22 protein-coding genes and 1 pseudogene are annotated in these 25,477 nt (G+C 62.7%); 11 read left to right on the top strand and 12 right to left on the bottom strand.

Features of this window, described 5'->3' with window-relative positions; genetic code table 11:
• Positions 1 to 79 precede the first annotated feature (79 nt).
• Both KXD96_RS09610 and KXD96_RS09615 read left to right on the top strand, forming a co-directional pair.
• The gene (locus KXD96_RS09610) at positions 80 to 403 is read left to right on the top strand and encodes a hypothetical protein (RefSeq protein WP_260744353.1); all 324 of its coding nucleotides are present in this window, start codon (positions 80 to 82) and stop codon (positions 401 to 403) included.
• A gap of 63 nt (positions 404 to 466) precedes the next feature.
• Positions 467 to 1,297 (top strand): hypothetical protein, encoded by an 831-nt coding sequence (locus tag KXD96_RS09615; protein ID WP_260744354.1) that lies wholly within the window; start codon positions 467 to 469, stop codon positions 1,295 to 1,297.
• Here KXD96_RS09615 and KXD96_RS09620 read toward each other — a convergent pair.
• The 4 genes from KXD96_RS09620 to KXD96_RS09635 form a co-directional block, all read right to left on the bottom strand.
• On the bottom strand, positions 1,294 to 1,623 hold the full coding sequence (locus KXD96_RS09620; protein ID WP_260744355.1) for a helix-turn-helix domain-containing protein: 330 nt from the start codon (positions 1,621 to 1,623) through the stop codon (positions 1,294 to 1,296). The genes KXD96_RS09615 and KXD96_RS09620 overlap by 4 nt on opposite strands.
• A complete protein-coding gene (locus KXD96_RS09625; RefSeq protein ID WP_260745297.1) occupies positions 1,623 to 1,904 on the bottom strand; it encodes a type II toxin-antitoxin system RelE/ParE family toxin in 282 nt (93 codons plus the stop codon). The genes KXD96_RS09620 and KXD96_RS09625 overlap by 1 nt, the downstream gene beginning before the upstream one ends.
• Before the next feature lie 83 nt (positions 1,905 to 1,987).
• A complete protein-coding gene (locus KXD96_RS09630) occupies positions 1,988 to 3,346 on the bottom strand; it encodes a site-specific integrase (protein ID WP_260744356.1) in 1,359 nt (452 codons plus the stop codon).
• Positions 3,346 to 3,525 carry a helix-turn-helix domain-containing protein gene (locus KXD96_RS09635; protein ID WP_244275375.1) on the bottom strand — a complete coding sequence of 60 codons (180 nt, stop codon included), beginning with the start codon at positions 3,523 to 3,525 and terminating at the stop codon, positions 3,346 to 3,348. Before KXD96_RS09635 ends, KXD96_RS09630 begins: the two co-directional genes overlap by 1 nt.
• A 957-nt stretch (positions 3,526 to 4,482) precedes the next feature.
• Here KXD96_RS09635 and mobF point away from each other — a divergent pair.
• From mobF to KXD96_RS09650, 3 genes are all read left to right on the top strand, one after another.
• Positions 4,483 to 7,278 (top strand): MobF family relaxase, encoded by a 2,796-nt coding sequence (mobF, locus tag KXD96_RS09640; RefSeq protein WP_260744357.1) that lies wholly within the window; start codon positions 4,483 to 4,485, stop codon positions 7,276 to 7,278.
• A 529-nt stretch (positions 7,279 to 7,807) separates the two neighbouring features.
• A complete protein-coding gene (locus KXD96_RS09645; RefSeq protein ID WP_260744358.1) occupies positions 7,808 to 9,514 on the top strand; it encodes an AIPR family protein in 1,707 nt (568 codons plus the stop codon).
• 155 nt (positions 9,515 to 9,669) lie between these two features.
• Positions 9,670 to 10,680, top strand: coding sequence for a hypothetical protein (locus KXD96_RS09650; protein WP_260744359.1), 1,011 nt, complete (start codon positions 9,670 to 9,672; stop codon positions 10,678 to 10,680).
• Positions 10,681 to 10,748: 68 nt separating this feature from the next.
• Here the strand turns inward: KXD96_RS09650 and KXD96_RS09655 are convergent, their stop codons facing one another.
• The 4 genes from KXD96_RS09655 to istA (KXD96_RS09670) form a co-directional block, all read right to left on the bottom strand.
• Positions 10,749 to 11,057 carry a hypothetical protein gene (locus KXD96_RS09655; RefSeq protein WP_260744360.1) on the bottom strand — a complete coding sequence of 103 codons (309 nt, stop codon included), beginning with the start codon at positions 11,055 to 11,057 and terminating at the stop codon, positions 10,749 to 10,751.
• A gap of 110 nt (positions 11,058 to 11,167) precedes the next feature.
• Positions 11,168 to 12,589, bottom strand: a complete 1,422-nt coding sequence (locus KXD96_RS09660; RefSeq protein WP_260744361.1) for a SidA/IucD/PvdA family monooxygenase — start codon at positions 12,587 to 12,589, stop codon at positions 11,168 to 11,170.
• 234 nt (positions 12,590 to 12,823) lie between these two features.
• On the bottom strand, positions 12,824 to 13,639 hold the full coding sequence (istB, locus tag KXD96_RS09665) for an IS21-like element helper ATPase IstB (protein ID WP_260737101.1): 816 nt from the start codon (positions 13,637 to 13,639) through the stop codon (positions 12,824 to 12,826).
• The gene (gene istA, locus KXD96_RS09670) at positions 13,636 to 15,186 is read right to left on the bottom strand and encodes an IS21 family transposase (RefSeq protein WP_260737107.1); all 1,551 of its coding nucleotides are present in this window, start codon (positions 15,184 to 15,186) and stop codon (positions 13,636 to 13,638) included. Before istA (KXD96_RS09670) ends, istB (KXD96_RS09665) begins: the two co-directional genes overlap by 4 nt.
• A gap of 1,395 nt (positions 15,187 to 16,581) precedes the next feature.
• Here istA (KXD96_RS09670) and KXD96_RS09675 point away from each other — a divergent pair.
• Positions 16,582 to 16,845 carry a DUF1918 domain-containing protein gene (locus KXD96_RS09675; protein WP_260744362.1) on the top strand — a complete coding sequence of 88 codons (264 nt, stop codon included), beginning with the start codon at positions 16,582 to 16,584 and terminating at the stop codon, positions 16,843 to 16,845.
• Between the two features lie 176 nt (positions 16,846 to 17,021).
• Positions 17,022 to 17,960 carry a ribose-phosphate pyrophosphokinase gene (locus KXD96_RS09680; RefSeq protein WP_260744363.1) on the top strand — a complete coding sequence of 313 codons (939 nt, stop codon included), beginning with the start codon at positions 17,022 to 17,024 and terminating at the stop codon, positions 17,958 to 17,960.
• A gap of 10 nt (positions 17,961 to 17,970) precedes the next feature.
• On the opposite strand, the gene rtcA is transcribed toward KXD96_RS09680, so the two are convergent.
• The 4 genes and pseudogenes from rtcA to KXD96_RS09700 form a co-directional block, all read right to left on the bottom strand.
• Positions 17,971 to 19,008, bottom strand: coding sequence for an RNA 3'-terminal phosphate cyclase (gene rtcA / locus KXD96_RS09685; RefSeq protein WP_260744364.1), 1,038 nt, complete (start codon positions 19,006 to 19,008; stop codon positions 17,971 to 17,973).
• Between the two features lie 11 nt (positions 19,009 to 19,019).
• Entirely contained in the window at positions 19,020 to 19,997 is a 978-nt protein-coding gene (locus KXD96_RS09690; protein WP_260744365.1) for a D-glucuronyl C5-epimerase family protein, read from the bottom strand.
• Positions 19,998 to 20,133: 136 nt separating this feature from the next.
• Positions 20,134 to 20,565 (bottom strand): Hsp20/alpha crystallin family protein, encoded by a 432-nt coding sequence (locus tag KXD96_RS09695; protein ID WP_260745298.1) that lies wholly within the window; start codon positions 20,563 to 20,565, stop codon positions 20,134 to 20,136.
• Positions 20,566 to 20,968: 403 nt separating this feature from the next.
• A pseudogene (locus KXD96_RS09700) lies at positions 20,969 to 21,154 on the bottom strand (hypothetical protein); the annotation flags it as partial.
• 149 nt (positions 21,155 to 21,303) lie between these two features.
• Here KXD96_RS09700 and KXD96_RS09705 point away from each other — a divergent pair.
• The 4 genes from KXD96_RS09705 to istB (KXD96_RS09720) all read left to right on the top strand — a co-directional run bounded on the left by KXD96_RS09705 (position 21,304) and on the right by istB (KXD96_RS09720) (position 25,421).
• On the top strand, positions 21,304 to 21,738 hold the full coding sequence (locus KXD96_RS09705; protein WP_260744367.1) for a pyridoxamine 5'-phosphate oxidase family protein: 435 nt from the start codon (positions 21,304 to 21,306) through the stop codon (positions 21,736 to 21,738).
• A gap of 497 nt (positions 21,739 to 22,235) precedes the next feature.
• Positions 22,236 to 22,670, top strand: coding sequence for a CBS domain-containing protein (locus tag KXD96_RS09710; RefSeq protein ID WP_260744368.1), 435 nt, complete (start codon positions 22,236 to 22,238; stop codon positions 22,668 to 22,670).
• 388 nt (positions 22,671 to 23,058) lie between these two features.
• Positions 23,059 to 24,609, top strand: a complete 1,551-nt coding sequence (gene istA / locus KXD96_RS09715; RefSeq protein WP_260737107.1) for an IS21 family transposase — start codon at positions 23,059 to 23,061, stop codon at positions 24,607 to 24,609.
• Positions 24,606 to 25,421, top strand: a complete 816-nt coding sequence (gene istB, locus KXD96_RS09720) for an IS21-like element helper ATPase IstB (RefSeq protein ID WP_260737101.1) — start codon at positions 24,606 to 24,608, stop codon at positions 25,419 to 25,421. The genes istA (KXD96_RS09715) and istB (KXD96_RS09720) overlap by 4 nt, the downstream gene beginning before the upstream one ends.
• Positions 25,422 to 25,477: the final 56 nt, after the last annotated feature.

Consider the following 25,477-nt stretch of genomic DNA (forward strand, 5'->3'; position numbering starts at 1 on the left):
CTCGCGGTCGCCGCCGTCGCGATCCCGGCGCGTGCAGGAGACGCTTGGCTGTCGGTCACCAGATGCAGAATGGTGAGCCATGACACGGTGCATCGAGTTCCGCGACGATGACAGCGGCTACCTGGCTTGGCTCGCCGCGAATCAACAGGGCTACGTGATCAACATTGCGCGCAGCCACAACACGAGCCAAGCGCGCTTGCACCTGGCCAGCTGCCGGACTATCGGTAATGGAACCCCCATGGGCAGCAGCTGGACCGGACCATACGTGAAGGTGTGCTCCGAGCATCGAGCCGACATCGAGCAGTGGGCGGCCGAGACGGTGGGACAGTCAATCGACCCGTGCGGTACTTGCTGCCCCACTGACGTGGCGACCCTGCCCGCCGCGACCAGGCTCGTCGAGTAGCCGGCCGGGGCCTCGATCATGGCGGGACGCTACGAGATTCACGGACCTAACGGGGCCAGCTCTGTGGTTGAGGCATGGGCTGACGACTACATCCGTTTCGAGCGGAAGCCGCACTGGCAGGAGGACCTGCGGAACGAGATCAGGAGCCGATGCGGTCAGCTCAACCCGTCATCTGAGCAGGTCTTGCACGCCACATTCCTCGGAGCTAAGCCTCTCAACGGTGACGTCGAGAATCTCCTGCTCTACAACATCGACTCGTTCAAGAGCGTCGGGCGCAACGGAATTCGCTTCGAATCAGGCCAGGTGGTGCCGCCGGCCCGGTCTGGTGGCACCTATCCGTTCGGCTACCGGTATGCGCTTGCCCAGTGCTCGGACACCTTCGATCACTGGCAACCTAGCCGGACGCTGGCTTCGTTCGACTGGATTGATCTCGGCGACTTCGCAGGCGAAAAGAAGCTGTCAAAGGTCTGGCTGGCTCTATCGCGTGGGAAGGTCGAGGTCGCCGACCGGGTATGTCCGCCGGAAGCGCCGTTCGCCGTAAAGATTCAGATCAGACCGCCTCTAGGCCGGGAGCCGGTATTGGGCAACCTGGTCAAGGGCGTCTTCGACGGTGTAATCAGTGCGTTCCAAGCCCACACCGACACGACGGTCCTCTCTGACGCGGCCTCACGAATCGCCACCATGATCCCGGCAGAGCCCGCGGAGATCGAGAGCCACTTGCTCGATCAACGCCGTGCCGTTCTTGGAGTCTCGTCCCGCCTCGTCTCGCCCTATCGCGACGGCGTGAAGTGGGATCCCGCGGACCATCGATGTGTTGCCGGCGAATTGCTTGCGGCACAGCCGGTCGGTCCGCGCTGGGCGATCCGCGGTGAGGTCATCGAGCTCGCCGCTTAAGCCGTCAGTTCGACGGTGTCGTCGCCGAATTCGGCGACGACGCGGAGCTGCCCGCCCAGCGCGGCGACGTACGCCTGGAGCGTGCCCAGCTCGGTGTGCGACAAGTCCCCGCTCTCAAGCTTCGAAACGCGGGCCTGTGAGACACCCATCAGGGCCGCAACGTCGGCTTGGCGGGAGTGGCCCAGCGCTTTGCGGATCTCGGCCAGACGGTGCGCCTGGACGGCCTCACGCATCTCCTCGCGCGCCGCACTGGCCCGATTGGTATCCAGTGCACCCTGCGCGATCGCGTCGGCGCGAATGTCTCGCCAATTGCGCGCCATGGTCATCACCCTCCGTGCTCGGTCGCCAGCCAGCTCTCGAAGCGCGCGTCCGCGATTGGAATGTTCCTGTCGTACCAGCGCTTCCAGTCGCCTGCCTTGTTGCCGCCCAGCAGCAGGATCGCCTGCCGTGCCGGGTCGAAGATGAACAGGACGCGGATGCTGGTGCCGGCGGGGCGCAGCTCCTTCATGCTGTGAAACTTCGAGCCGTTCACCTTGTCGACGATCGGCCGGCCCAATGTCGGCCCCTCCGGCTCCAGCAGGTCGATAGCACCGGCAACCGCCGCCATCGTGTCCCTGTCGAGCGTGAAGAACCACTGTTCGACCTCGCCGAGCAGGATCACGTCCCAAAGCTTCGACACCAGTATAATCTCTACGTTATATCGTGTGGAGGCAGATTCGCCGGAGCGTCGTCGCCGTCTGTCCAGCTGTCACCGAGCAGAAACGAGGCGGCTTGCTCAGCCGCTTCGCTGTCGTCGTTGTCGAGCACGTGAGCGTAGGTCTCCAAGAAGAAGCCGATGTTCGCGTGACCGATGCGCTCGCTGACGATCTTCGGACTCACCCCGGCCCGCAGCGCACCGGTGGCATAGGTGTGGCGCAGATCGTGAAACGTGATGCGGGACAACCCAGCCCTGGCCGTCAGACGTTCGAAGCGCTGCCGGATCGAATCCGGGTGTGGAGGACGTCCGTCGGGGTAGGTGAACACGAAGTCACCCGGGTGGTAGCCGTCGCCGAAGAACTCCCGCTCGGCGTCCTGTTGGGCGCGCCAATGCCGCAGGGCACCCACCGTCGTCTTGTCGATGGAGATGGTCTGGTCGGCATTGCGGGTCTTGCCGCCCGCCTTATCCACGACTTGGCCACCGACGACCACCCGGTTGTCGTGCACGGTTACCTTCCCGGCGTCCAGATCGACCGCCGACCATTTGAGTCCGCAGATCTGGCCACGTCGGATCCCGGTGGTCAACTCCAGGAGGAACAGTGCGGCAAAGCGGTCCTCGCGTGCCGAGGCCAGGAAGGTCCGGATCTCCTCGGGTTTCCATACCTGCCGGCGGGTGCGTGGGTTACGGGGCGGCTTGACATTGCTTGCCGGGTTCTCGGCGATGTACTTCCAAGCGACGGCATCGGCGAGGGCGCGGTGCAAGAACGAATGAATGTTGCGGACGGTCTTGGGGGCCAGGCCTTGCGTGAGGGTCCGGGGAGTCAGGCCCGCCTTATAGCGTCGGACGGCGTCACGCGCGGCGTGGATGGAGGTGCCGCACGCCGTGGACAGCTCGCGAGGTGTCGGTGGCGGCTTGCCGCTGGCGATCAGCTTCGCCCAATGGGTGTACATCACCGCGTCGTTGTTCGGTTTCACCCGACCCTTGGCCAGCAGCATCGCGTAAAACTGCAGCAGCACCGGCTCATTGAGCGCCTGAAGCCGCTCGCCGCCGATGTGGGGGATGACGTACCACCGGGCATAGTCGCTCCAGCTGCGCCACGTGGAGGCGTCAAGCGCCGGTTGCACCGCGGTCAGCCAGTCGGTGACGAACTCGCCGACTGTCTGTTGCGACGGCCGCACGATCCGATTGCGGTCGGCATCGCGCATTGCCTCGCGGCAGGCCTCCCATGCTTCGCGCTCGGTGTCGTGGCCGCCCTTGGTCACCCACGGGAACTGGCCTGTCGAGGGATCTCGATGCGGCAGTCGAAACTTGTAGTACCACTTCGCGCCCCGTCGATATACCGAGCCCTTCATCACGCTCCCAACTCGCGCAGGCCTGCGGTTACCACGTAGATGCGTCCGCCGAGCCGACGGACCGGCAGCTCGCCAGAGTGGACGAGCCGGTAGGCCGCAGCACGACTGATTCCCAGAAGCTTCGCCGCGTGCGGTACCGCGAGGAGCAGGGGAAGATCGCTGAACACGTTATCTTCCAATGTAATTCACCACCTCTCACCGTGTCGATCGATTGACCAAGAACCCTGGCAACTGTGGATGGCGCGCGAGTTGGTGACGGGCCGCGGTCGACGGTCGCGGGGCTTGTCCTGCCGAGTTGAGGAGCGCCACGTGCCGTGGCGTGAAGTGGACCTCGCAGTCACCGGCATAACTGACAGCTAAATGCACTCGGCACCGCTAGGCCACGGTCAAATGAAATCGATTCGCAACTCACGAATTGGCGCAATTTAGCCTGAGACGCAACGGAACTCTATGTAACAGGTTTTCGATCGACTCGGGTCAACTCGCGCCGGTTCTTCTCGGTCGGCATTAAGGAACCCGCTGCGAAACCGATAGCGGATCTGCTCGATCACCAATTTCGACGGATATGGACGATGGTTCAGAGGCCCTAATGCGACGCGTTCTGCGTGTGCATCGACATGCTGCCGGGTGCTGCAGTCGTCGCGGGCTGTCGGCCAACACTGCGATCTCGCCGACCGCCGTCCGGTGGCTCGTCGGTTCTGTGCGCGTGGGAGGTCCAGGGGTACTTGGCTCCGCGCTCTGATGCGTTCGCCGGTCGTCGCCTCCGGCGTAGCGCACCCCCCGCGCTACGTTGGTCCTCGCTCGGCGGAAGGCTCAGTTCGACGCGATGTCCCGTCCGGGCTTCGACCGATTCGACGCGCGTAGCGCCATCCGGGCGCGCGGACGTTCGACGCCGCGGCACCACCCTACGACTGCCATCGCCCACATCTTCGCGACGTCCCTGTAGTCTCAACCATCTCAATACATTCCGTCTGTTACCGCTGTGTCTCCAAACAGATTGTCTGACAGAGTAACTCAGCGAAACTCACCTGATTTTCCTATGGCACATTTGCACAAGGGTGTGCGAGATTGGTGGTAGCGAACGTTGCGTTCGCCGCCCGGCGATACTGAGCGCCGGGCGATGTCGGGCCGAGGCGGTGATCGATACGCTGACGATTGCCAAGTTGTCGACCTGGTCGATCAATTACTACAACGACACTGCTCGCGCCGTTCTCGATGCCCAGAAGGCCGGCGGCGGCCTGGGAGAGTACTACTCCGAACATGACACCCGTACACCCGTTTGGCTGTGCGCTGGTGATACCCGTCGCGCTGCCGAGCTGGTTGGGTTGTCGGATCTCGAACGGGTTGGTGGAGAGGCCGATCCCGATGCGGTCGAGCGGTGGCTGGTCGGCGGTGAGGCGCCCAACGGTGCATCGGGTCGCGGGTTCCGCAACGGGAGCGTGCATGGTTTCGATCTGACGTTCTGTGCGCCGAAGTCGGTGTCGTTGATCCGCGCGATCCGGGCCGACGACGTAGCCGATAAAGCGATCGTGGACGCCCATGCGACGGCGATCTCCGAGGCGATGGAATACCTTGCGAACCATGCCGGATACACCCGCGTGCACAACCCGGCGACGGGGGAGAAAGACCTCGTACGGCTGCCCGGCATAGTGGCAATTGCCTACCAGCACGAGACCTCCCGAACCGGCGATCCACACCTGCACACCCACGTCGTCGTGCCCAACCGCCAAGCCCGCGACGACGGACAACTGGTGTCGATCGATGGCACGTCGCTCTACCACGAGGCGAAGACCGCCGGGGTCATCTATCAGGCGACGCTGCGCCGCGAACTGCACCACTCATTGGGCTACGAATGGTTGCCCGTCGACTCCAGAACCGGCATGGCCGAAGTGGCCGGCATCCACCAGACCAGCATCACCGCGTGGTCACAACGGTCCTCCCAACTACGCGAGTGGGCGGCTGGAAATCTTGCCGTGAACGAGAGCGGCGAGCCGACGGCATCCCAGCTCGCAGCGGCTCAAAAGGCCACCCGCCCAGGCAAGCCCGAACAACTCGGGTGGACCGAATTGCGGGCCGGATGGCGGACCGACGAGCGCGGCCTCGTCATCGATTCGGCGGCGCACCGCCTAGCGCGCCGTGACCGTCTCGGAGCGAGCGGGCCACGGTTCGACCGGCACCGGATCACCGATGCTGCCGCCACGATCGAGAAGGCCGCCTTCACCCGCGCCGACCTCGTCGAGGTCATCGGCGCCCAACTTCCTGTCGATACCGGCCGCTCGCCATGTGAGCTGGTCGAGCAAGCCGTCGCCGAGATCGCGGTGCGGTTGACCGCCCCACGCGAGGCACATCAGCGTGAGGGGCACGAGCGGTTCACCCTCGACTTGATCCTGGCCGAAGAAGCCGCCGTACTCGACCTTGTCGACGCCCAAGATCCCCGGTCCATACTGTGGGGCTTGCCGAGCGACCTCAACGGGTTATCGCCGGATCAACAACGCGCAGTGGAAAACATCGCCGTCTCACCGTGGTTAGTGCAACCCCTGAGCGCCCCTGCCGGAGCTGGCAAGACCACCTCCATGCGGGCTTTGGTGGCGATGGCTCGTCGCCGCCGTGACAGCCGGGTCATCGTGTTGGCGCTGACGGGCAATGCGGTTGATGTCGCGGTCCGCGAAGGCGCCGGCGACACCGGCTATACGATCGCCAAAGCCTTGCGCGATATCGACAACCACAAACTGACTCTGAACGCTCAGGACTTGGTCATCGTCGACGAAGCAGGCATGGTCGGCACCGACGACCTACGGCGCCTCCTCACCGCCACCACCACCGCGGGCGCCAAGACCGTGCTCGTCGGAGATCAGCACCAGCTCGCCCCGGTCAAGGCCCGCGGCGGCATCTTCGCCCAACTCTGCACCGACCTGCCTTGGACGCAAAAGCTGTCGGAAGTGTGGCGCATGCGCGACCCGGAGGAGCGGAGCGCCTCCCTTGCCCTGCGCGATGGCGGACCGGCCCCGGTACGGCGCGCCATCGAGTGGTACCGAAAGAACGACCGCCTGCATGCCGGAGACCAAATCGCCATGGCTGCAGGAGCTTTAGACGCCTACAGACGAGACATTGAGGCCGGCAAAGACAGCCTCCTCGTGACCGACATTAAGGAGATGGCCGACGCCCTGAACCAACGGACCCACAACGACACCATCGACCCGAACGCGCCAGTCGTGACCGCCGCACGTGGACATCAGATCGCTCTCGGCGACCTGATCATCAGCCGCCGCAACGACCCCACCATCCCTGTCTTCCACGCCGCGGAAAAGACTCAGCATGCTGACCCGGTGCGGAACGGAAACCGTTGGTGCGTTTACGCTATCGATCCTGACAACCAGCGCATCGCCGCCCGCCGCGTCAGCGACGGCGCTCGCACCGTTTTCACTGGCGACTACCTCCGCGAACACATCACCTACGGTTACGCCATCACCGTCCACTCCGCACAAGGCGCGACCGCCGAAACTGCCCACGCGGTCCTCAGTGAGCAGACCACCCGCGGACTGTTTTATGTGGCGATGAGCCGAGGACGCGGAGCCAACACCGCATATCTCACCCAGCAGTCTGGCGACTACGACCACGTCAGTCACCGCTCGAGACCCGACCGTCATACGGCGTCGCGCGACACGCGTCGACAGGCCGCGCAGCTCGTTCGCCGGATCGTTGCCAACGACTCGGATCACGCCCGCACCGCTCACGACATTGCATCGGAGTCAGGCAATTCGGTGTCGCTTGAGCACCTTTCGTCTCTGCGGTCTCGACAGCTGCGACAGATCGAGCAGCGAAGGGCGTCATATTGGGAATGGCAACGCAGTCGTACAAAAGCCGGCCACGAGGTGTATCGCGGGAAAGGCCGAAGCCGTCAACCAGGACTCGACGACGGAATCGAACTCTAGATTCAACATCCGAACGAGGACCGAGCAGCCGGGGCTCCTCAACCGACGACAACGCGGTCCATTCAGGACTGGCGGTATGGCCCGTCCCGCCACCGCAACAACGCATCGCCGAGTGAGCTATCCGAACTTATCTACTGCTGTTGAAGAATGCTGAAGCGCGGGTCTCTGGACGGGAGCCTTTTAGCGTTGCGTGTCGTTCGATCGCCGTGCACATTTGGGTCAATAGATCCTGCGGGGCAGACCGACGTGGCGGCACCCATCCGCTGTGTGCCCGTGCGTCGATTGCGAACTCTAGGCTGATGTCCTCAGCGAGGCCTGACGTCTCTACGGACTGCTATAAATTCAGCCGTGCCCACTTAGGGTCGGAACCTCAGATCGACTGGCCGCAACACCAGGGCTAGCCTGATAGCGGTATCGACCCAGTGGCGAGTGAGTACACACCGATGAGCGCCCGAGAAGCGGCCATATGCTGCTCTATAGCTTAGGCCCCTGTTGATGCACTACACGCTGAGACCGATAGGAATCCAACATGGACCCCCTGATTAACGGCTTATTCAAAGACTTCAGGCAAAGCAACGAGTTGGTCCACATGGATGACTCAGATGCATTCGAGTTATTCGCCGCAACTCTGATCTTGCGAGACGATCTCCTAGACCAAGTCGAGATGACCGACCTTCTCCTAGACAAGGACACAATCGGTATCGATATCGCCCTTCTTGAAATTAACGGGGAGCTTGTCGCCGACGAAGGCGATGTGGACGAAGTGTGCACGGGAAAGAGCTCGATCAGCGTCGCCCTCACACTAATGCAGGTGAAGACTTCTACCACCGTCGATAGTAAAGAGATCTTGAATTTCGGTGACACTGTGAAGAAGGTATTATCTAATAAAGTCTCCGATGTCTACCCAAAACTCCGAGCAATATCACAGGCTCTGTTCCGGGTATACGACGGCTACGCCTCCAAGCTCAAGGAAAGGCCGCGAATCAACCTCGCTTACGTTTCGACTGCGAACGATGCTGCTCTGGAGGATTCAAATGTTAGGGACCGGGTAGGTACCGTAAGGACCGATTTGCGCTCTCTTCCTTATGTTGGAGAGTTGACCTTTGATCTCTACGGCGCGACTCGCGTTTATGAGGCTTCGCGCCGGAAACTTCAGGCAAATGAGACCGAGATTCTACTGGAAAAAGCCGTAAATCTGCCGAAAATGCCCGGCATAGACCAAGCCATTCTCGGCGTCCTATCGATCCGCGAGTTGCTTAAGCTAATTCGGAACTCGGACGGTTCCCTCAATGAATCAGTCTTTTACGACAATGTTCGTGGCTTCAAGGGTACTGAAAATGTAGTAAACAAGCAGATTATCCAGACCCTGGGCTCAGAGTCACGCTCTCTATTACCGGTTCTGAATAACGGTGTAACTGTTGTTGCGCGGTCATATGCCCCGAAACCTGGTGATGCCATTTCATTGGCCGGGTACCAAGTCGTGAATGGATGTCAGACGAGCCATTGCATTTTTCTTGAATCCGAGGATCTGGGCGAGGCTACTGAAGCCATATTTGTGCCCATTCGGCTTGTAGTGACCGAAGATGAGGACGTAGCCACTAGAATAATTCGAGCCACCAATTCGCAAACGGCAGTAACCGATAGCGACTTGATTGCTCTAACTAAGTTCCAGAGGAAGCTCGAAGACTTTTATCTTCAGGATCAGTTGAAAGTTGGGCTTACCTACGAACGTCGCGGCGGTCAATTTTACTATCGAGACGTGACCCGTACCCGCATAGTCACAATAAGTGAGCAAATCCGCGCGGTCGCAGCCACATTCTTGGATCTACCGCATCTCGCAGCACGGTATCCTAAACGCCTCTACGAGGAGGTGGGCGATTCGATTTTTGACGATGATCACCGCCTAGCGCCGTACGTCGCGTCCGCATACGCCGCGTACCGGCTTGAGACAGCATTTAGGACCAATCTAGAGGCGGAATACAAGCCGATTAGATATCATATCCTCACCGCTTACAAATATGAGGTGTTGGGCGCCTCGAAAACGCCATTAAATAGCAAGCAAATCGATTCTTCAAGTGAAAAGCTCGTTGACTCATTAAGGCAACCGGATTATGTTTCCATATTTCGCAAGGCTGCACAGCGGATAGTGCAGTCCGCTGGAGGGCAACTACCTACAGGGGACCGGCTAAAACGTCAGCCTTTCACACTCTCGATGATCAAAGATATTTTGAGTTAGCAAACGAGAAACGAATCGATCTCGATTACGAAGGATGAATCGACGTAGATCATCTGCGCCATCGGCGAGATCTTGGAAGAGGCCGATCGACAACTCGCCAAGGTTCAGCGTTGCAGAGGTGAACGGCGCGAACCAGCCTCAACGAATGGAGCGATGTGGACCGTCTGGAGCGTACGGTCGTCCAGCTCGTCGAGGCTCGCCGTCTAACCGACTTTGGCGATGTTGCTCATGCAAGGTTGGCATTGCTTCTGCTCGACAATGCGGCCGAAACTCTGCTCGACAGAAGGGCTGACTTAGCGCTTGACGAGGCCAAGATGTATAGCAATGCACTTCGAAGCCTTGGGCCTGTCGGCGAGGACGATCCTGAAGAGTTAAAGGCATTTCGGGCAGAGCTAGCGTCGAAGACCGTCTCGGAAAAGACGCGCCACAAGATCGAGCGGAACTTCTCTGACCTGGTCAAGTATGTTTTTTCTCAGCCAGATTGTGGCATGGAGCCAGAACTGGCCGCGTGCATCAATGCGTTGCATCGTTTTCGCAATGACGCGCATCATCGAGACTTCGTGCGTGCAGATGTCCTTGGCCCAGCCAACGAGATTTATTTCTACCTCTGCTGCCGGCTGCTGAAGGCGCAGAAATTCGTCATGATGGCGATGGGTGACCCTCCTTCGGTCGTAGCTGAGTTGCTTCCGGACTTGCCTGAGAATTCGATCTGGATGAACGAGAAGACGCTTGGTGACCTGGTCGCGGACGAACTAATTGCGCGGCACGATCTCGATCATGGGGGGATCGCGTTGGCACTCTCAGCGCATTTGACTGCGCGGGTCGCCTTAGTCGAGGCAGACCTCGATGAGTTTATGAAATTTATGGGTTATGCAGCCGACAGGTCACTCGGACTTCGCGTGATTCAGTTGGTTCCGCTCAGAGCCAGCGGACCAGAGTGGCCCGAAGACTTCTTGACCCGGCAAATTGCTGTAACTGAGGGGGTCATCCGTGCTTGGGCGCAGCGCGCGGGCGAGATAGCGGAGGTCTCGTCGGCCCAAGACGCCCTACGCAAGTTCGACGAAGTCGAGTCAGCTATTGCCCGATTCGAAGATCAACTTCAGCCGTTCATGCGCGCCATTGACCGCGAGATCCAACACGAAATTGATCTAATTCGTGGCAAGTAGGCGATGCTGCCGCTCCTGCCCCAAGCGCGGTCTATTGGCGTGACAGTGTTGTCGAGTGACGGGAGTGCTCAACTCCGTGAGGCGTACATCGGAACGTCGGTCAATCGGTCAATGTCGCGACGGAATCCTTCCTTGACAGACTCCGACGCGCCGCCAGCCTGCACAGATCGCGCGACTTCTTCAAGGGCGTTAGGGTCCCATGACCTCCAGTTGGACCCGTAGCGTTCAGCCAGGCTCTTCATGCCCTGGTCAATGAAGAATCGCAGCAGGTCGGCTTTGGCACACCGCAGGGCGAAGGCGAGTCCCCGCAGCTCATCATCCATGCCCTGCGGCAGATGAAACGAACGCAGGACCATCGTGTCTGCATTCTCGGCCATGTCGCTCTCCTTGTTAGCTCTTCATATACACATATATAGGTATATGCCTCTGTCGTGTTGTTGTCAACACCTTGCTTTTGCCCAGGTGTGAGCATGGACGTCCCGGACCGTTAGCAGTACTTCGAGAGAACGCGGTCAGCGAGCCAGCCCAGGCCCATCAGGTTTGTTGATGCGGGGCCTTGAATGGCCGCTAGCCCCGGAACGTGCAAACCCTCCGGGAAAGTCGCACCGCTGCCAGTGGTTCCGCGCACGCTGAGGTCGTACGCGATGGCCGACAGGATCTGCGGTTGCCCCCCTGGGGCGAAGGCGGAGCGTAGCGGTGACTTCATAAAGAAGTCGTCTACGAATCCCCAGCGATCGAATCCGCGGGCATCGATGATGACGGTTCCGGGTCGTCTGACTATTGGTGGTGCTGGCGTTCTGCCGACGCGCGGGATTAGGGGAACCCCTGGGAGCAGGCCTGCGAGTAGCCGCGGGCGGGACGCGGACGCCATCGCCTGCGCAGGGTCCGGCGGTGCATCCATCTCGAGCTCGAGCAGGTCTGGCATTCCGGGGCCGCCGGGGCCGACAATGCGATAGCGGAGCGCGTTGTAGCACTCGTATGTGATGTTGTCGGAAACGAGGTTTCGCAGCACGTAGTCCCAGACCACGGCTGCGGTAGTGCGAGCTAGAAAGGCTTTGCGGACGTGGGGTACGAGGGCTCCCCACGCAACATCGTCTGTGAAGAGTCGGTCCTCGAACGGGCCGTCATGGCGCGCAAACAAGGTCGCCTCACGTCCGATGATGGTGATAGGAAGGGTCGTGAGGCCTTTGCGCGCGAACCAATACGCGATCGCCGCAGCGGTGCCGCCAGCGCCGATGATCACTACCGACGGATCTGGGTCGAGACTAAGCAGGCGCTGCATTTGCAGACTGGATCCCGGGTGCCAGAACGTGCGACCGTCGAAAACACGGCCGTTGGCGCCGGGAAGCGCAGGTAGTGGTCGGCCGCTCCCTGTAATCACCACGCCGTCATAGTCGCGCGATGTAATCGCGCCAAGCGAGTCGGTGGAATCGATCCGCCACATCCGTTTGACAGGATCGAAGTCAACGGCGGAAACCGTATTTCGAATCAAGTTCGCTGCGCCTCGATTAACGGCCTTATCGACGGCATATTCGAGGTAGCTTGCGAAGTCGACGTGTCGAGGTGGATGACGGCCGTTGACGACCCAGTCACGATAGCGTGAGGGTCCTGTTGAGTTGATCGCGAACGATTGCCACGAGAAATCGCCGACCATCGCTTGCGTCACACCAGCGCCGTAGCTCGCGGTGTCGTACGGGAAACCGAGGTCTCGCTCGGCCAAGGTGCAGAGCGGTTGCACTCCGTCCGTGTATCCGATGGATCCACGCCACGCGGCCCCTACCTGCTCACGATCGTAGAGATCAATGTGCGGGGGCGGCGTGGGATGCTGCGCCGCGCGAAGGGCCGCAGCCTTCGCGGCGATGGCCGCCCCTTTCGGGCCGGCGCCGATAACAGCGAGTCGTTGGGCCACGTCGCTTTACCTCTCCTCGATCGCCGCGACAGTGTCGCATTGCTCCAGCGGTTCGCGCCGTACTATTGGCTCGGATGAACCGTGGGGGCCCCACTTTTATAGGCGAATACGACTCGTCCGTGGGCTCTCTGTCGCTTGCCAGGGTGATGGGACCACCGTTTTGCCATGAGCATGGGACCGGTTGTTTCCGGTTGCTGGCCGTGGGGTGATGGTGACTGATGACCTGGCTGCTGGTCAATTCGGCTGGTCCGAATTGACCGGCTTTCGAGGACGGGGTTTCTGGCGTTGCCGGTAGGACTCGCCCTCGACGACGAGTTCGTAGGCCGCGGATTGGAGCCGGTCCATCGCCGACTGGGCCAGGAGTGGGTCGGCCATCATGGTGAGGATCTCCGGTGGTTCGCGGTTGCTGGTGATGACCGTTGATGCGGTGCGGTGGCGTTCCACGATGAGCTCGTAGAAGTCATTGGTCTCGGTGGCCTCAAGCCGGTGCAACGCGAGGTCATCGATGATGAGCAGCTCGACGCGGTGTAGTTTGCGCATCTCGTCTTCATAGCTGCCGTCTAGCCGTGCTCCGCGGAGGCGTTTGAACAGTTTGTCGGCGCGTTCGGTATGCACGCTGTGGTGACGTCGCACGGCGATGTGGCCTAATGCGTTGGCCAGGAACGTTTTTCCGACTCCGACCGGTCCCATGATGAGCACGTTGTAGGCGTCGGCCAGAAACCGCAGCGAGGTCAACTCTGCCCATAGTTGGCGGTCGTAGCTGACCGCGGCGGTGTCATCCCAGGCCTGCAGCTGCATCTGCGGATCCAATTGTGCTGTCTTGGCGCGGCGGGCGGCGGACTCGCGGTCGCGGCGGGTGACCTCATCGGCTAGCAGCATTTCCAGGAAGTCGTGGTGTGGCAGCCGATTCGATCGTGCCAGCGCGAGCCGTTCGGGCAGGGTGTCGAGCAGGCGGCCGAGCTTGAGGCGGCGCATCAGCGCTTTGAGGTCTGCAGACACCTCGATCGGCTTGACCGCGGGGGTGGCATCGGGGCGGCGGGTTGTGCTCATGAGGGCCTGCGCACCGCGAAGTCGGTGGCCGCGCGGACGAACCGCGACGCCTGCGGCGGGTTCGGGATCAGCGGCAGCTGTGCGCCGGCACCGCGGGTAAGCATGCGCTCGATCAGCCCGACGTCGATGACCTCGGCGTCCAGCGCGCGCTGGCAGGCGTCATCGACCGCGTCGGCGCCGTGGCGGCGCACCAGTCCCAGGAGTCGGTAGACCTGGCGCATCTTGGTCCACGGCAGCGGATGCTCCAGCACCGCCGCCGCGTAGGCGCCGACATGCTGCCCGTGTGCGGATGCCTTGCGCTGCAAGGTGTTGATATCTCGCATCGCATAGACCGACACCTCGGCCGGTAGATCAGCGGGGTCGGTATGGCGGCGTCCTGGCGCCATGACCGGATGGACCTTGATCAGCTCACCGCGCCAATACAGCTTCACCGTGCGCGCATCCACCCGGGCATCCAGCCGGCGCCCAATCAGCTCACCGGGAACGCTGTAGAGCGCCTTGGCGACCTGCACGTGCCGATCGGGAGCCACCTTGGGCCGGCTCCAGGTCGGGATGTCGAACACCTCGTCGGGTGCCGGTTTGAGGTGGGGTAGCTCGTCGGTGGCGAATACCTCGGCCGGGCGCAGCCGAGTGGTGCCGTGTATCCGCATCCCCGCCACCTGCCCACACCACTGCTCGGCTCGTGCCCGGCAGTCACTCAGATTCCGAAAGTCTTCTCCAGCAAAGAAATTCGACCGAACATATTGGACACAGCGCTCAACCCTAGGCTTGTCGCGCGGGCTGCGGATGCGGGTGGGGTCCACGACGAAGCCCCGCGCCTGAGCGTATTCGCGGAAGGCGTCATTAAGTTTCGGATCGGTCGCATCAGCCTTGTCGACGATGGCCTTCATGTTGTCGGGGATCGCCACCGCGAACACCCCGCCGAAGAATGCCCACGCGGCCTCAAACCCGGCGATCACCTCGTGAAGCGTCTGCCGGTAGGTCGGCCAGACGAACATGTGCCGCGAATACACCGCAGTGAAGATCAACCCCTGCACTACCCGCCGGCGGCCATCCGCGGCATCAGTGAGCATTCCGAGCCGACCGAAATCGACCTGCAGTTCAGCACCGGGCTCGCAATCGGCCACCGGCACCGTGGCCTGCCGAATCCCGAACCCCAATTCCGTTGTGGCATAGCGATGCAACGTTCGATACGACACCACCACGCCCCGACGCCCAAGCAGCGTGTGCACCTTCGTCAGAGTCAAGTCTTGCTTCAGCCACGCCTTGATCTGCTCGTGCTGGGCGGCGATGGTCTCCCAGGCCTGGCTCTTGCCGTTGGGCCGACTCGGCCGCACGCCGGCGATCACCGCCGCCAACAGCTCGTCGGTCAACTGACACCCGTCGCCGTCACGGTCCAGCCCGCACGCGCGGGCGCGGTCCACATACCGGCGCACCGTTTTGCGGTCCGTGCCCGATAACCGGGCCACCTCGCGCAACCCATGACCCTGCAGCCACAACCGCAGCATCTCCCTGACTTCGATCACCGACACCTCCCGGTAGCTCATTCGGCCAATACAGCGGCCGAGCAACCGGAAGCCCCCAACGCCACGCCGGGGTGGTCCCATAACTGGCAAAACAGCTAGCCAGATGGTCCCATCACTGGCAATCGGGTGGTCCCATGCTCATGGCAAAACCGGCGCCGAGCTGGTCCCTTATTCCTGGCAGCCGACAGGCTCTCGACAGTCATCCTTCGTGCTTCTGTATGCAAAATATGCGCGAAATGGAGAAACGCACCGCCCAGTGCCACCTGAAGCGTTCGAGGGTCCGGGTGCCTTCACCGATGCGACTGGCTGATCCTAAGGGGTGTTCCAGGGGTCTAATCCGGTCATCTGCAGGATTCTGAGCAAGCGCAAACAGAAAGTTAGTGAGCTAAACGGGCCTCACACGCGAAAGGTACTCGGTTCAGTCTGCCTCCCGAGCGATGGGAATCCTGATGTGACTAGGTGTTGTTCGAAACAACGAACTCGGACCGGTACAGACCGCGTGCCCGTCCATCGGAAGTTGGGTCAGCCCGGGCGCCGAGAAGCCCGAGCCAGGACGGCATCGAGGCAGTACGGACAGCAGGGGAGCGCCTGCTTGGGCACCGCAATCTGCCAGCAAAGATTGAGGCGTCTTTGCCAGCGCCGTACCACCTCGCTGGCACGCGCCAGCTAACACGCCAAACGCAAAGACTTCCGATTTGGGAACAAATTTGGGAACAAAACCCTCCGAAACGGGTCGAAATAGATGAGCCGCCTCGAAACGGTCCGAAATGTCAATAGCCATTTACCTGCATAAATGAGACTTAACGGACCTAGCAAACTATTGAGACGGCATCTCATAACCCAGAGGTCGCAGGTTCGAATCCTGTCCCCGCTACCAGGTGAAATGGCTCCCGGAGACTTCTCCGGGAGCCATTTCCATGCCAAATGGCCACGTTTTTGGCTGCATTAGGCACGAAGCATCGAGCTATCTCCTGCGTCGGTTGCCTCCCAGCCGTTGCCGATGCGGAACGAATCTGCCCGCTCGGCGGCGTCTCGGTCATCGTTCTCAGATCATGCGCATAGGTTTGCAGGCAGAATCCACCATTGGCGTGTCCGATCCGCTCGCTGATCACCTTCGGGCTTGTGCCAGCTTTGCGCGCACCGGTCGGGTAGGAGTGCCGCAAATCGTGGAAGGTGATCGCGATAGTCCGGTAGCTGCCGCGCGACGATCAAAACACTGTCTGATGGTGTCGAGAGGACGACCGGTCATCGCGTTGTCGGGGCGATGAGATCCGCGCGGCCCACTTCACCGTATCCGGACTTGCGGCGGATGGGCGCCAATGTGACTTTGGGCCACCCCGACTGGGACCTGCGGCTCTGCCATGGGAAGGCCGGTGCGCGCATGATCACACCGGCGTGGCCGAAAGGAGCCGGGTGATGAAAGCTAACGAAGGCGACTGGTTGGTGATCAAGAGCTCTCATGTTGATCAGGCGGATCGGCGCGGGCTCATCACAGAAGCGCATGGCGCCGACGGTGCGCCGCCCTACGTGGTGCGGTGGCTCGACACCGGCCACGTGGCCACGGTGATTCCTGGACCTGATGCGGTCGTCGTCACCGCTGCCGAGCAGAAAGCCGTCGACCAACAGGCGCGGTCGCGGTTTGCGCGGACGCCGGTCACGCACCACGCTCCCACCCAGTAGGTGCGCCGGTCACGGCAACGGTTGGACGGCCGCCTCGGAATGACTTCCTGCGGCCGACAGGGGACTTTCGGCCCCTCGGCCCGACGCCGAGTCGGTGCGATGGTCGAGGGTGATCTGCCCGAAGCGGCATGCGTGTTGCCGGCGTTGACTCGGTGCGGCGACGGAAAGGATGCCCGATGACTGTTCTGCGAATCGTCTCCGGCACTGCCAACCCGGGTCTCGCCCATGCCGTCGCGAACTATTTGGGCGTCGAGTCGCATGGCTGCTCCCTGCAGCGATTCCCCGACGGAGAGATTCAGCCGGTCATCGAAAACATTTGTGGCTCAGATGTTTACATCATTCAACCGACATCGCCACCGGTGAATGAGCACATCGTCGAACTGATGTTGTTGCTCGACGCGTGCCGTCGGGCCCGCGCAGCGCGGGTCACCGCGGTGGTGCCGTACTTCGGCTACGCCCGCCAGGATCGACGCACCGCTGCAGGGCAGGCCCTCGGATCGGCAGTCATCGCCGATGCGATCGCCGCCTCGGGCGCCGACCGGCTCGTCGTTGTCGACCCGCACACACCCACCCTGGAAGCCGTATGCCACATCCCGGTGGAAACACTGTCCGCGGTCCCCACCCTGGCCGGTGAGCTCGCCGCCGAGCTGCCGGAGGGGGCGGTGGTCGTCGCCCCCGACCTGGGTGCGGTCAAGCTCGCCGAATGGTATGCGACGGTGTTGCAGGGCCCGGTTGCGGTGGTGCGCAAACAGCGCGAAAGCGGCTCAGCCGTCGCCGCGCTGGACGTCGCCGGCGACGTGCAGGGTCGTGCGGCGGTGATCATCGATGACATGATCACGACCGGCGCCACGATTGAAGCGGCGGTAGGACTGTTACGCGCGCGCGGCGCCGCACAGAATGTCGTCGTGGCCGCGACGCACGGGCTTTTGGTTCATGCCGCCGTCAGTCGCCTGCGTGCGCTTGGACTGCGCCAGGTGCTCGTTGCCGACACCGTTGCCGTCAAGACTCCAGGCACTTTTATCCGCGTGTGCTCGATCGCGCCGACGTTGGCCGACGCGATCGCCTGCCTGCACGCCGACAAACCCTTGGAGAAACCCCTCGTCCGCACGCCGTGACGCGCATGCCTCACCGGGTCAGCCCGATCCCGTGAATCTCTACGCATCTCTCGTGCATCCTCGCCTGCGCGCCGAACTGGCTGACGAGCCACAGGTTGCTCGCGAGATGCGCGGTCGCACGCGGCACGGTGTAGCTCGACATCCCTCGAGCCAACGCGCAAAACAGCACGAGCTGATCGGCCAGATGACGGTCCACGGTCGCACCACTGCGGACGTCCTCGAGGAAGGTCGCGGCGACGAAGCGGCCGATCTGCTCCGACGATCGGCCACGCTTGCCCGCTCGGTCGGCGCCGAACCGGCTTCCGGTACTGCTCTTCGCCCATATCGCCAGGCAGGCGCCCGCGTGCACCGCGGTGGCATCGTCTACGCGGTCGATGGTGCAGGCCATGTCCGCGCCGCGGATCTCCGCCTCGCACGTGGCTGCCATGCGCTCGCTAACGCGTTGTGCCGCCAGGTGGCTGGCTAAGGCGATGCCATCCACGTCGCGGACCTGACCGGTGGTGCTGAGCACCAACCGGTCGAGCCCGGCACGGCCGGGTATTACGGTCATCTCGATGATGCCGCCGCCGCCCGGCACGTAGCCGGGGCGGGTGACATCCAGTGACAGGTCCGCCCCCATCGAACGGACCAGCGGCGCAAGCACCCGTTGCATGTGGAATGGCGAAGGGGCGAAGTCTTGAAATAGTCCACCGGTGATCCGCGCCCGTACGGGCTCGGAGGCAAAGCACGCCACCGGCAGCACGCTCAGCGCCAGCATGGTGGCCGAGCCCGCGGTCCCGATGTTCCATTCGAAGCTCCCGCCCCGGATCTCCGACCCGGGGATGAAGTCGATTGTGCGGCTGCCGACTTCGGCGCCGTCGACCGTGGCCCCGCAGAGTTCCGCGCAGGCATGCACGCCGGTCACGTGTTGCGGTCGCAGCCCGGGCTTGCTCCGTCGCTGTCGCGCATTGACGATGCGGACGGGCTTGCCGCACAGCGCTGCCAGCGCCACCGCGTAGCGGACGATTGTCCCGCTGCCTGACATCTGCGCGCCATCGATGGTGACCACAAGTGACCCGATTATGGCTCGGTGATTCCGTTTTCGACGCATTTGATGAACCCGCTTGCGACGTGCCCGGTGACGTCGATGCGCTGCTCGCGGCTCGCGAGCGACCCTCCGAATCCACCCCGCTCACGGTCGGTGCAGTTGGTCGTCCGCTGCGCCTCAACGAGGAAGCCCAGCGCGCTGGCGATCGATCGCCGGTAGTCGACGGTGCGGGGATCGCGGGTCGCCGCCGCCATCGCGTAGGTGTCGGCGAGCCCTTCGAGTCCACACGCCACCTCTACGCATGCCTGCTCTTCCGGCCTGCGCGCCACCTGATCGTAGAAGCCACTTCCGATAATTCTGTCCTGGAGCTCGAATAGGAAGGCGCGGACAAGATCTTTGACCTCCGGCCTCGACGTAGCCGCGCAAAGCGCCCTGCCGGCTTGTGACTGCCAGTTCGCGAAGAAGACCAAGAGGTGGGCGTCGAGAAGCCCGCGGTCGTAGTAGCCGCGCTTGTAGTGGCCGAACCCGCGTTCGGCGCTATGCAGGTAGCGGGCATCTCCGGTCAGCCGGTAGGCCTCCAGCAGCGCGAGCATCGCCTCGGCGGGGTAGAGCTCCTCGCCGGCATCCGGCCCGGCACCGAAGAAGACCTGGTACGAACCGTCGTCTCTCTGCTGGCGAACGATGCCGTCGGCGAGCGGTGTGAGCCGCTGTGCCCTGTCGGGAAGAGCCGAACGAGCCAGGGCCAAAGCCAGAAAAGCGTTGTGCGCGATGGACGGGGATCCTCTTTCCGGCGCCACGATCGCATAGCCGTCGCGCCCGACGACAAGTCGGTCGAAGTGTGCGAGCGAGCGCCGGATCAGATCCGACAGGTCGTCGCGCCCGAGAAATGCACTCAAAACTTCCACGTCCCACACCGAGGCGATGTCGCGGATGGGTTCGCCGTCGCCGATCGCGAGATCGCTTCGCGGGTCGTAGAGGTACAGCAGGCGGCCCGTGCGCCGGTCGACCATGCCCTTGTACCAGTCGAACATCAGCTTGAGGCGATCAACGAGTATGTCTGCGTGTTTCATGTCGTCAGCGACGCCGGGTGTGGCGTGTCGTCACCCGGGAGCCCTGCCGGGCTCCCGGACCAACGAGTATGTGAAGCTAGCTAGCTTGTACCGTGATGTGCTTCTCGGCGGCCGCCGCCGCTGCCTCCTCGGGGACAGCCACGTCCACGGTCAGGATGCCCTTTTCGTAGGTCGCTTTGATGTCGTCCTCGTTAGCGCCGGCCGGCAGTGTGACCGAACGGGTGAATGAGCCGTAGGAGAACTCCGAACGGCCCTTGCTTTCCTTCTTCTCGCTGCGTTCGGCCTTGATGGTTAACTGGCCGTCGCGCACAGTGATGTCGATGTCCTTCTCCGGATCGATGCCGGGCAGTTCGGCGCGCAACAGGTAGTGACCGTCTTGCATTTCATCCTCGAGCCGGATCATATTGCCCGAACGCAGTGCCGCCAGTGACGGGAAGCCGGTCCACAGATCCGACCAGTCCGGCATCCGGGAGCGATGGTGGTGACGCGCAGGGAGATTGGGCACGATCCCTCCTTCGGTTTGGGTTGCTATTGAATACCCTCTCGATCCTTGAACGATGGATCGGCGAGCGGTAGGGACCGAAGTCCCATCCCGGTCACGGTGGGTTCACGTCGTTGCCTCGTCGCCGCGACGTTCCCGCTCGCGCCTCCACGGGCCGACGGAGGCGATGTTCCAAACGGGGGTGTCACTGACCCCCGACGACGGAGAATGATGAGTGGGATAGTGAGGCCAGGAAGGGAGAAGCAATGGCCGTCGACCCAGAGTGTGCCCGCTGCAGGCAGCCCATCGGACCGGGATGGCTCTACCTGGTCGCGCATCGCCGCGGCCAAGCCGAGACGGCCGAAGACGACGCTGTACTGATTCATGTACCTGACGAATGCCCACGGCCGGGGGAGCATGTCCCCAAGAGCTAGCCGAACGGTGTGCCCTGATATCTCCTTTGCTGCATGGTTTTTCGTGGCCCGCGCAGCGCTTGTGCGCCCGCGGCCACACGGCTCAGGTGATCGATGAACCGGTCGCGGGCCAATATCGCGACCCGCTCGAGTGTTCCCGGCTCTTCGAAGAGGTGGGTGGCGCCGGGAACGACGGTCGGCTGCCACTCAACGCGCATCATGGGTTGGGCACCAACAGTTGGTTGTGGCCGAATCAGATCGGTGGAGCTCGATCCGGGCGTCATCTAGATCGTGCGCTGGCACTGTCATGTCGGCGCTGCCGCTGCCGTCGCGTGCCGGGTTAGGGTTGGCCATGGCCGTCCATGAGGAGCCAGTGACCATCCTCGGTGAGGATGAGAGCTGGGAGTTGCTGTCCGGTGCGGCGTTGGGCCGGTTGGTGACATGCGCCGGCTCGCGCCCCGAAATCTTTCCGGTTAACTTCGTCGCCCAGCGCCCCACCGTGCTGTTCCGGACCGCCGAGGGCACCAAGCTGCTGAGCGTGCTCATCAACAAGCAAGTGGCATTCGAAGCCGATAGCCACTCACTCGAAGAAGGCTGGAGCGTCATCATCCAGGGCACCGCCGAGGTGTTGTCGACCAGCGCGGAGATCAACGAGGCCGATGGTGCCGGGCTGCGGCCCTGGATTGCGACGCTGAAACTCCGTTATGTTCGCATACACGCCGAAAGCATTAGCGGCCGACGATTCCGTTTCGGCCCCGAACCCGATCGCGACGACACTTTCGCCTGACCGCCCATCTGCACCGTGCCCGCCAGATGCAAGGCCCGGCCGATCAAACACATGCTCTGCTTGATGACCGAGGAAATCGTCCAGCACTCGCACGAAAGTGCCCAAGGCGCCCTGGTTTGACCTACCCGCACCCAATCAGAGCGTTCCCGGGCGTTGATGATCATCGCGCCTGTACGTGCAGTACTTGTGGCCAACGAACATCTATCAAAAGGGTCAACGGTGAGGGCATCTACCTTATTGAGTACGGCTGCCGCACAACGGCTTTAGAGGAACCGCGAACAACCCGGTTACGGGCGCCGCGCCGCCGTAGCCGTCGTTGGCCCATCGACAGGGCGCCGACGGCTGGGAGTAGTGCGTATGCGGCCATGGATAGGTCGACCTGAGCCCGCTGAGGCCTTAGTTGTTCCCACGAAGGGCCCAATGGCCCTACAGGTACCCGGGCTATCGCCCTAGGTTGCGACTATCAGCCGATAGATCCCGGTGTTAAGGAGAAAGCTATGACCACTGCGCGTGAAATCATGCACGCCGGAGCCGCCTGTGTCGGCGAGCACGAAACACTGACCGCCGCGGCCGAGCACATGCGCGATCTGGGTGTCGGCGCCCTGCCGATCTGCGGCGACGATGACCGTCTGCATGGAATGATCACCGACCGCGACATCGTCACCAAGTGCATCGCCTCCGGCCGCGATCCCAACACCGTTACCGCGGGTGAGCTGGCCCAGGGCAACACCTATCGTGTCGACGCCGAGGCCAGTGTGGAAGAGATGCTCAACGTCATGGAAGAACATCAGATTCGCCGGCTACCGGTGATCGATAACCACCGGTTGGTGGGAATCGTCAGCGAAGCCGATATCGCACGCCATCTTCCCGAGCATGCGATCGCCCAATTCGTGAAGGCCATCTGCGCGCAGGCGGCTATCACCAGCCACTGAGTTATCCCGCGATGCCCTTGTCGAAGCCCGGCTAGCGCGGTGCCTTGACAATGAGGGCATGCATAGGTTTGCGATGGCAAAGTTGCCCCGCTGACGGGTACCTTCCGGTACCCCTCAGCGTTGCTGGTATGTGTACCCGGTGAACCCGCGGCGGCGACATCACAGTCGTCGCCGTCCGGCGGGGCCCAAACACCGAGAGCTCAATGACGTTTGGGCATGAGATGTCGGCTGCCAGGAATAAGGGACCAGCTCGGCGCCGGTTTTGCCATGAGCATGGGACCACCCGATTGCCAGTGATGGGACCATCTGGCTAGCTGTTTTGCCAGTTATGGGACCACCCCGGCGTGGCGTTGGGGGCTTCCGGTTGCTCGGCCGCTGTATTGGCCGAATGAGCTACCGGGAGGTGTCGGTGATCGAAGTCAGGGAGATGCTGCGGTTGTGGCTGCAGGGTCATGGGTTGCGCGAGGTGGCCCGGTTATCGGGCACGGACCGCAAAACGGTGCGCCGGTATGTGGACCGCGCCCGCGCGTGCGGGCTGGACCGTGACGGCGACGGGTGTCAGTTGACCGACGAGCTGTTGGCGGCGGTGATCGCCGGCGTGCGGCCGAGTCGGCCCAACGGCAAGAGCCAGGCCTGGGAGACCATCGCCGCCCAGCACGAGCAGATCAAGGCGTGGCTGAAGCAAGACTTGACTCTGACGAAGGTGCACACGCTGCTTGGGCGTCGGGGCGTGGTGGTGTCGTATCGAACGTTGCATCGCTATGCCACAACGGAATTGGGGTTCGGGATTCGGCAGGCCACGGTGCCGGTGGCCGATTGCGAGCCCGGTGCTGAACTGCAGGTCGATTTCGGTCGGCTCGGAATGCTCACTGATGCCGCGGATGGCCGCCGGCGGGTAGTGCAGGGGTTGATCTTCACTGCGGTGTATTCGCGGCACATGTTCGTCTGGCCGACCTACCGGCAGACGCTTCACGAGGTGATCGCCGGGTTTGAGGCCGCGTGGGCATTCTTCGGCGGGGTGTTCGCGGTGGCGATCCCCGACAACATGAAGGCCATCGTCGACAAGGCTGATGCGACCGATCCGAAACTTAATGACGCCTTCCGCGAATACGCTCAGGCGCGGGGCTTCGTCGTGGACCCCACCCGCATCCGCAGCCCGCGCGACAAGCCTAGGGTTGAGCGCTGTGTCCAATATGTTCGGTCGAATTTCTTTGCTGGAGAAGACTTTCGGAATCTGAGTGACTGCCGGGCACGAGCCGAGCAGTGGTGTGGGCAGGTGGCGGGGATGCGGATACACGGCACCACTCGGCTGCGCCCGGCCGAGGTATTCGCCACCGACGAGCTACCCCACCTCAAACCGGCACCCGACGAGGTGTTCGACATCCCGACCTGGAGCCGGCCCAAGGTGGCTCCCGATCGGCACGTGCAGGTCGCCAAGGCGCTCTACAGCGTTCCCGGTGAGCTGATTGGGCGCCGGCTGGATGCCCGGGTGGATGCGCGCACGGTGAAGCTGTATTGGCGCGGTGAGCTGATCAAGGTCCATCCGGTCATGGCGCCAGGACGCCGCCATACCGACCCCGCTGATCTACCGGCCGAGGTGTCGGTCTATGCGATGCGAGATATCAACACCTTGCAGCGCAAGGCATCCGCACACGGGCAGCATGTCGGCGCCTACGCGGCGGCGGTGCTGGAGCATCCGCTGCCGTGGACCAAGATGCGCCAGGTCTACCGACTCCTGGGACTGGTGCGCCGCCACGGCGCCGACGCGGTCGATGACGCCTGCCAGCGCGCGCTGGACGCCGAGGTCATCGACGTCGGGCTGATCGAGCGCATGCTTACCCGCGGTGCCGGCGCACAGCTGCCGCTGATCCCGAACCCGCCGCAGGCGTCGCGGTTCGTCCGCGCGGCCACCGACTTCGCGGTGCGCAGGCCCTCATGAGCACAACCCGCCGCCCCGATGCCACCCCCGCGGTCAAGCCGATCGAGGTGTCTGCAGACCTCAAAGCGCTGATGCGCCGCCTCAAGCTCGGCCGCCTGCTCGACACCCTGCCCGAACGGCTCGCGCTGGCACGATCGAATCGGCTGCCACACCACGACTTCCTGGAAATGCTGCTAGCCGATGAGGTCACCCGCCGCGACCGCGAGTCCGCCGCCCGCCGCGCCAAGACAGCACAATTGGATCCGCAGATGCAGCTGCAGGCCTGGGATGACACCGCCGCGGTCAGCTACGACCGCCAACTATGGGCAGAGTTGACCTCGCTGCGGTTTCTGGCCGACGCCTACAACGTGCTCATCATGGGACCGGTCGGAGTCGGAAAAACGTTCCTGGCCAACGCATTAGGCCACATCGCCGTGCGACGTCACCACAGCGTGCATACCGAACGCGCCGACAAACTGTTCAAACGCCTCCGCGGAGCACGGCTAGACGGCAGCTATGAAGACGAGATGCGCAAACTACACCGCGTCGAGCTGCTCATCATCGATGACCTCGCGTTGCACCGGCTTGAGGCCACCGAGACCAATGACTTCTACGAGCTCATCGTGGAACGCCACCGCACCGCATCAACGGTCATCACCAGCAACCGCGAACCACCGGAGATCCTCACCATGATGGCCGACCCACTCCTGGCCCAGTCGGCGATGGACCGGCTCCAATCCGCGGCCTACGAACTCGTCGTCGAGGGCGAGTCCTACCGGCAACGCCAGAAACCCCGTCCTCGAAAGCCGGTCAATTCGGACCAGCCGAATTGACCAGCAGCCAGGTCATCAGTCACCATCACCCCACGGCCAGCAACCGGAAACAACCG

Source organism: Mycobacterium sp. SMC-2, assembly GCF_025263485.1.
Taxonomy (GTDB): Bacteria; Actinomycetota; Actinomycetes; order Mycobacteriales; family Mycobacteriaceae; genus Mycobacterium.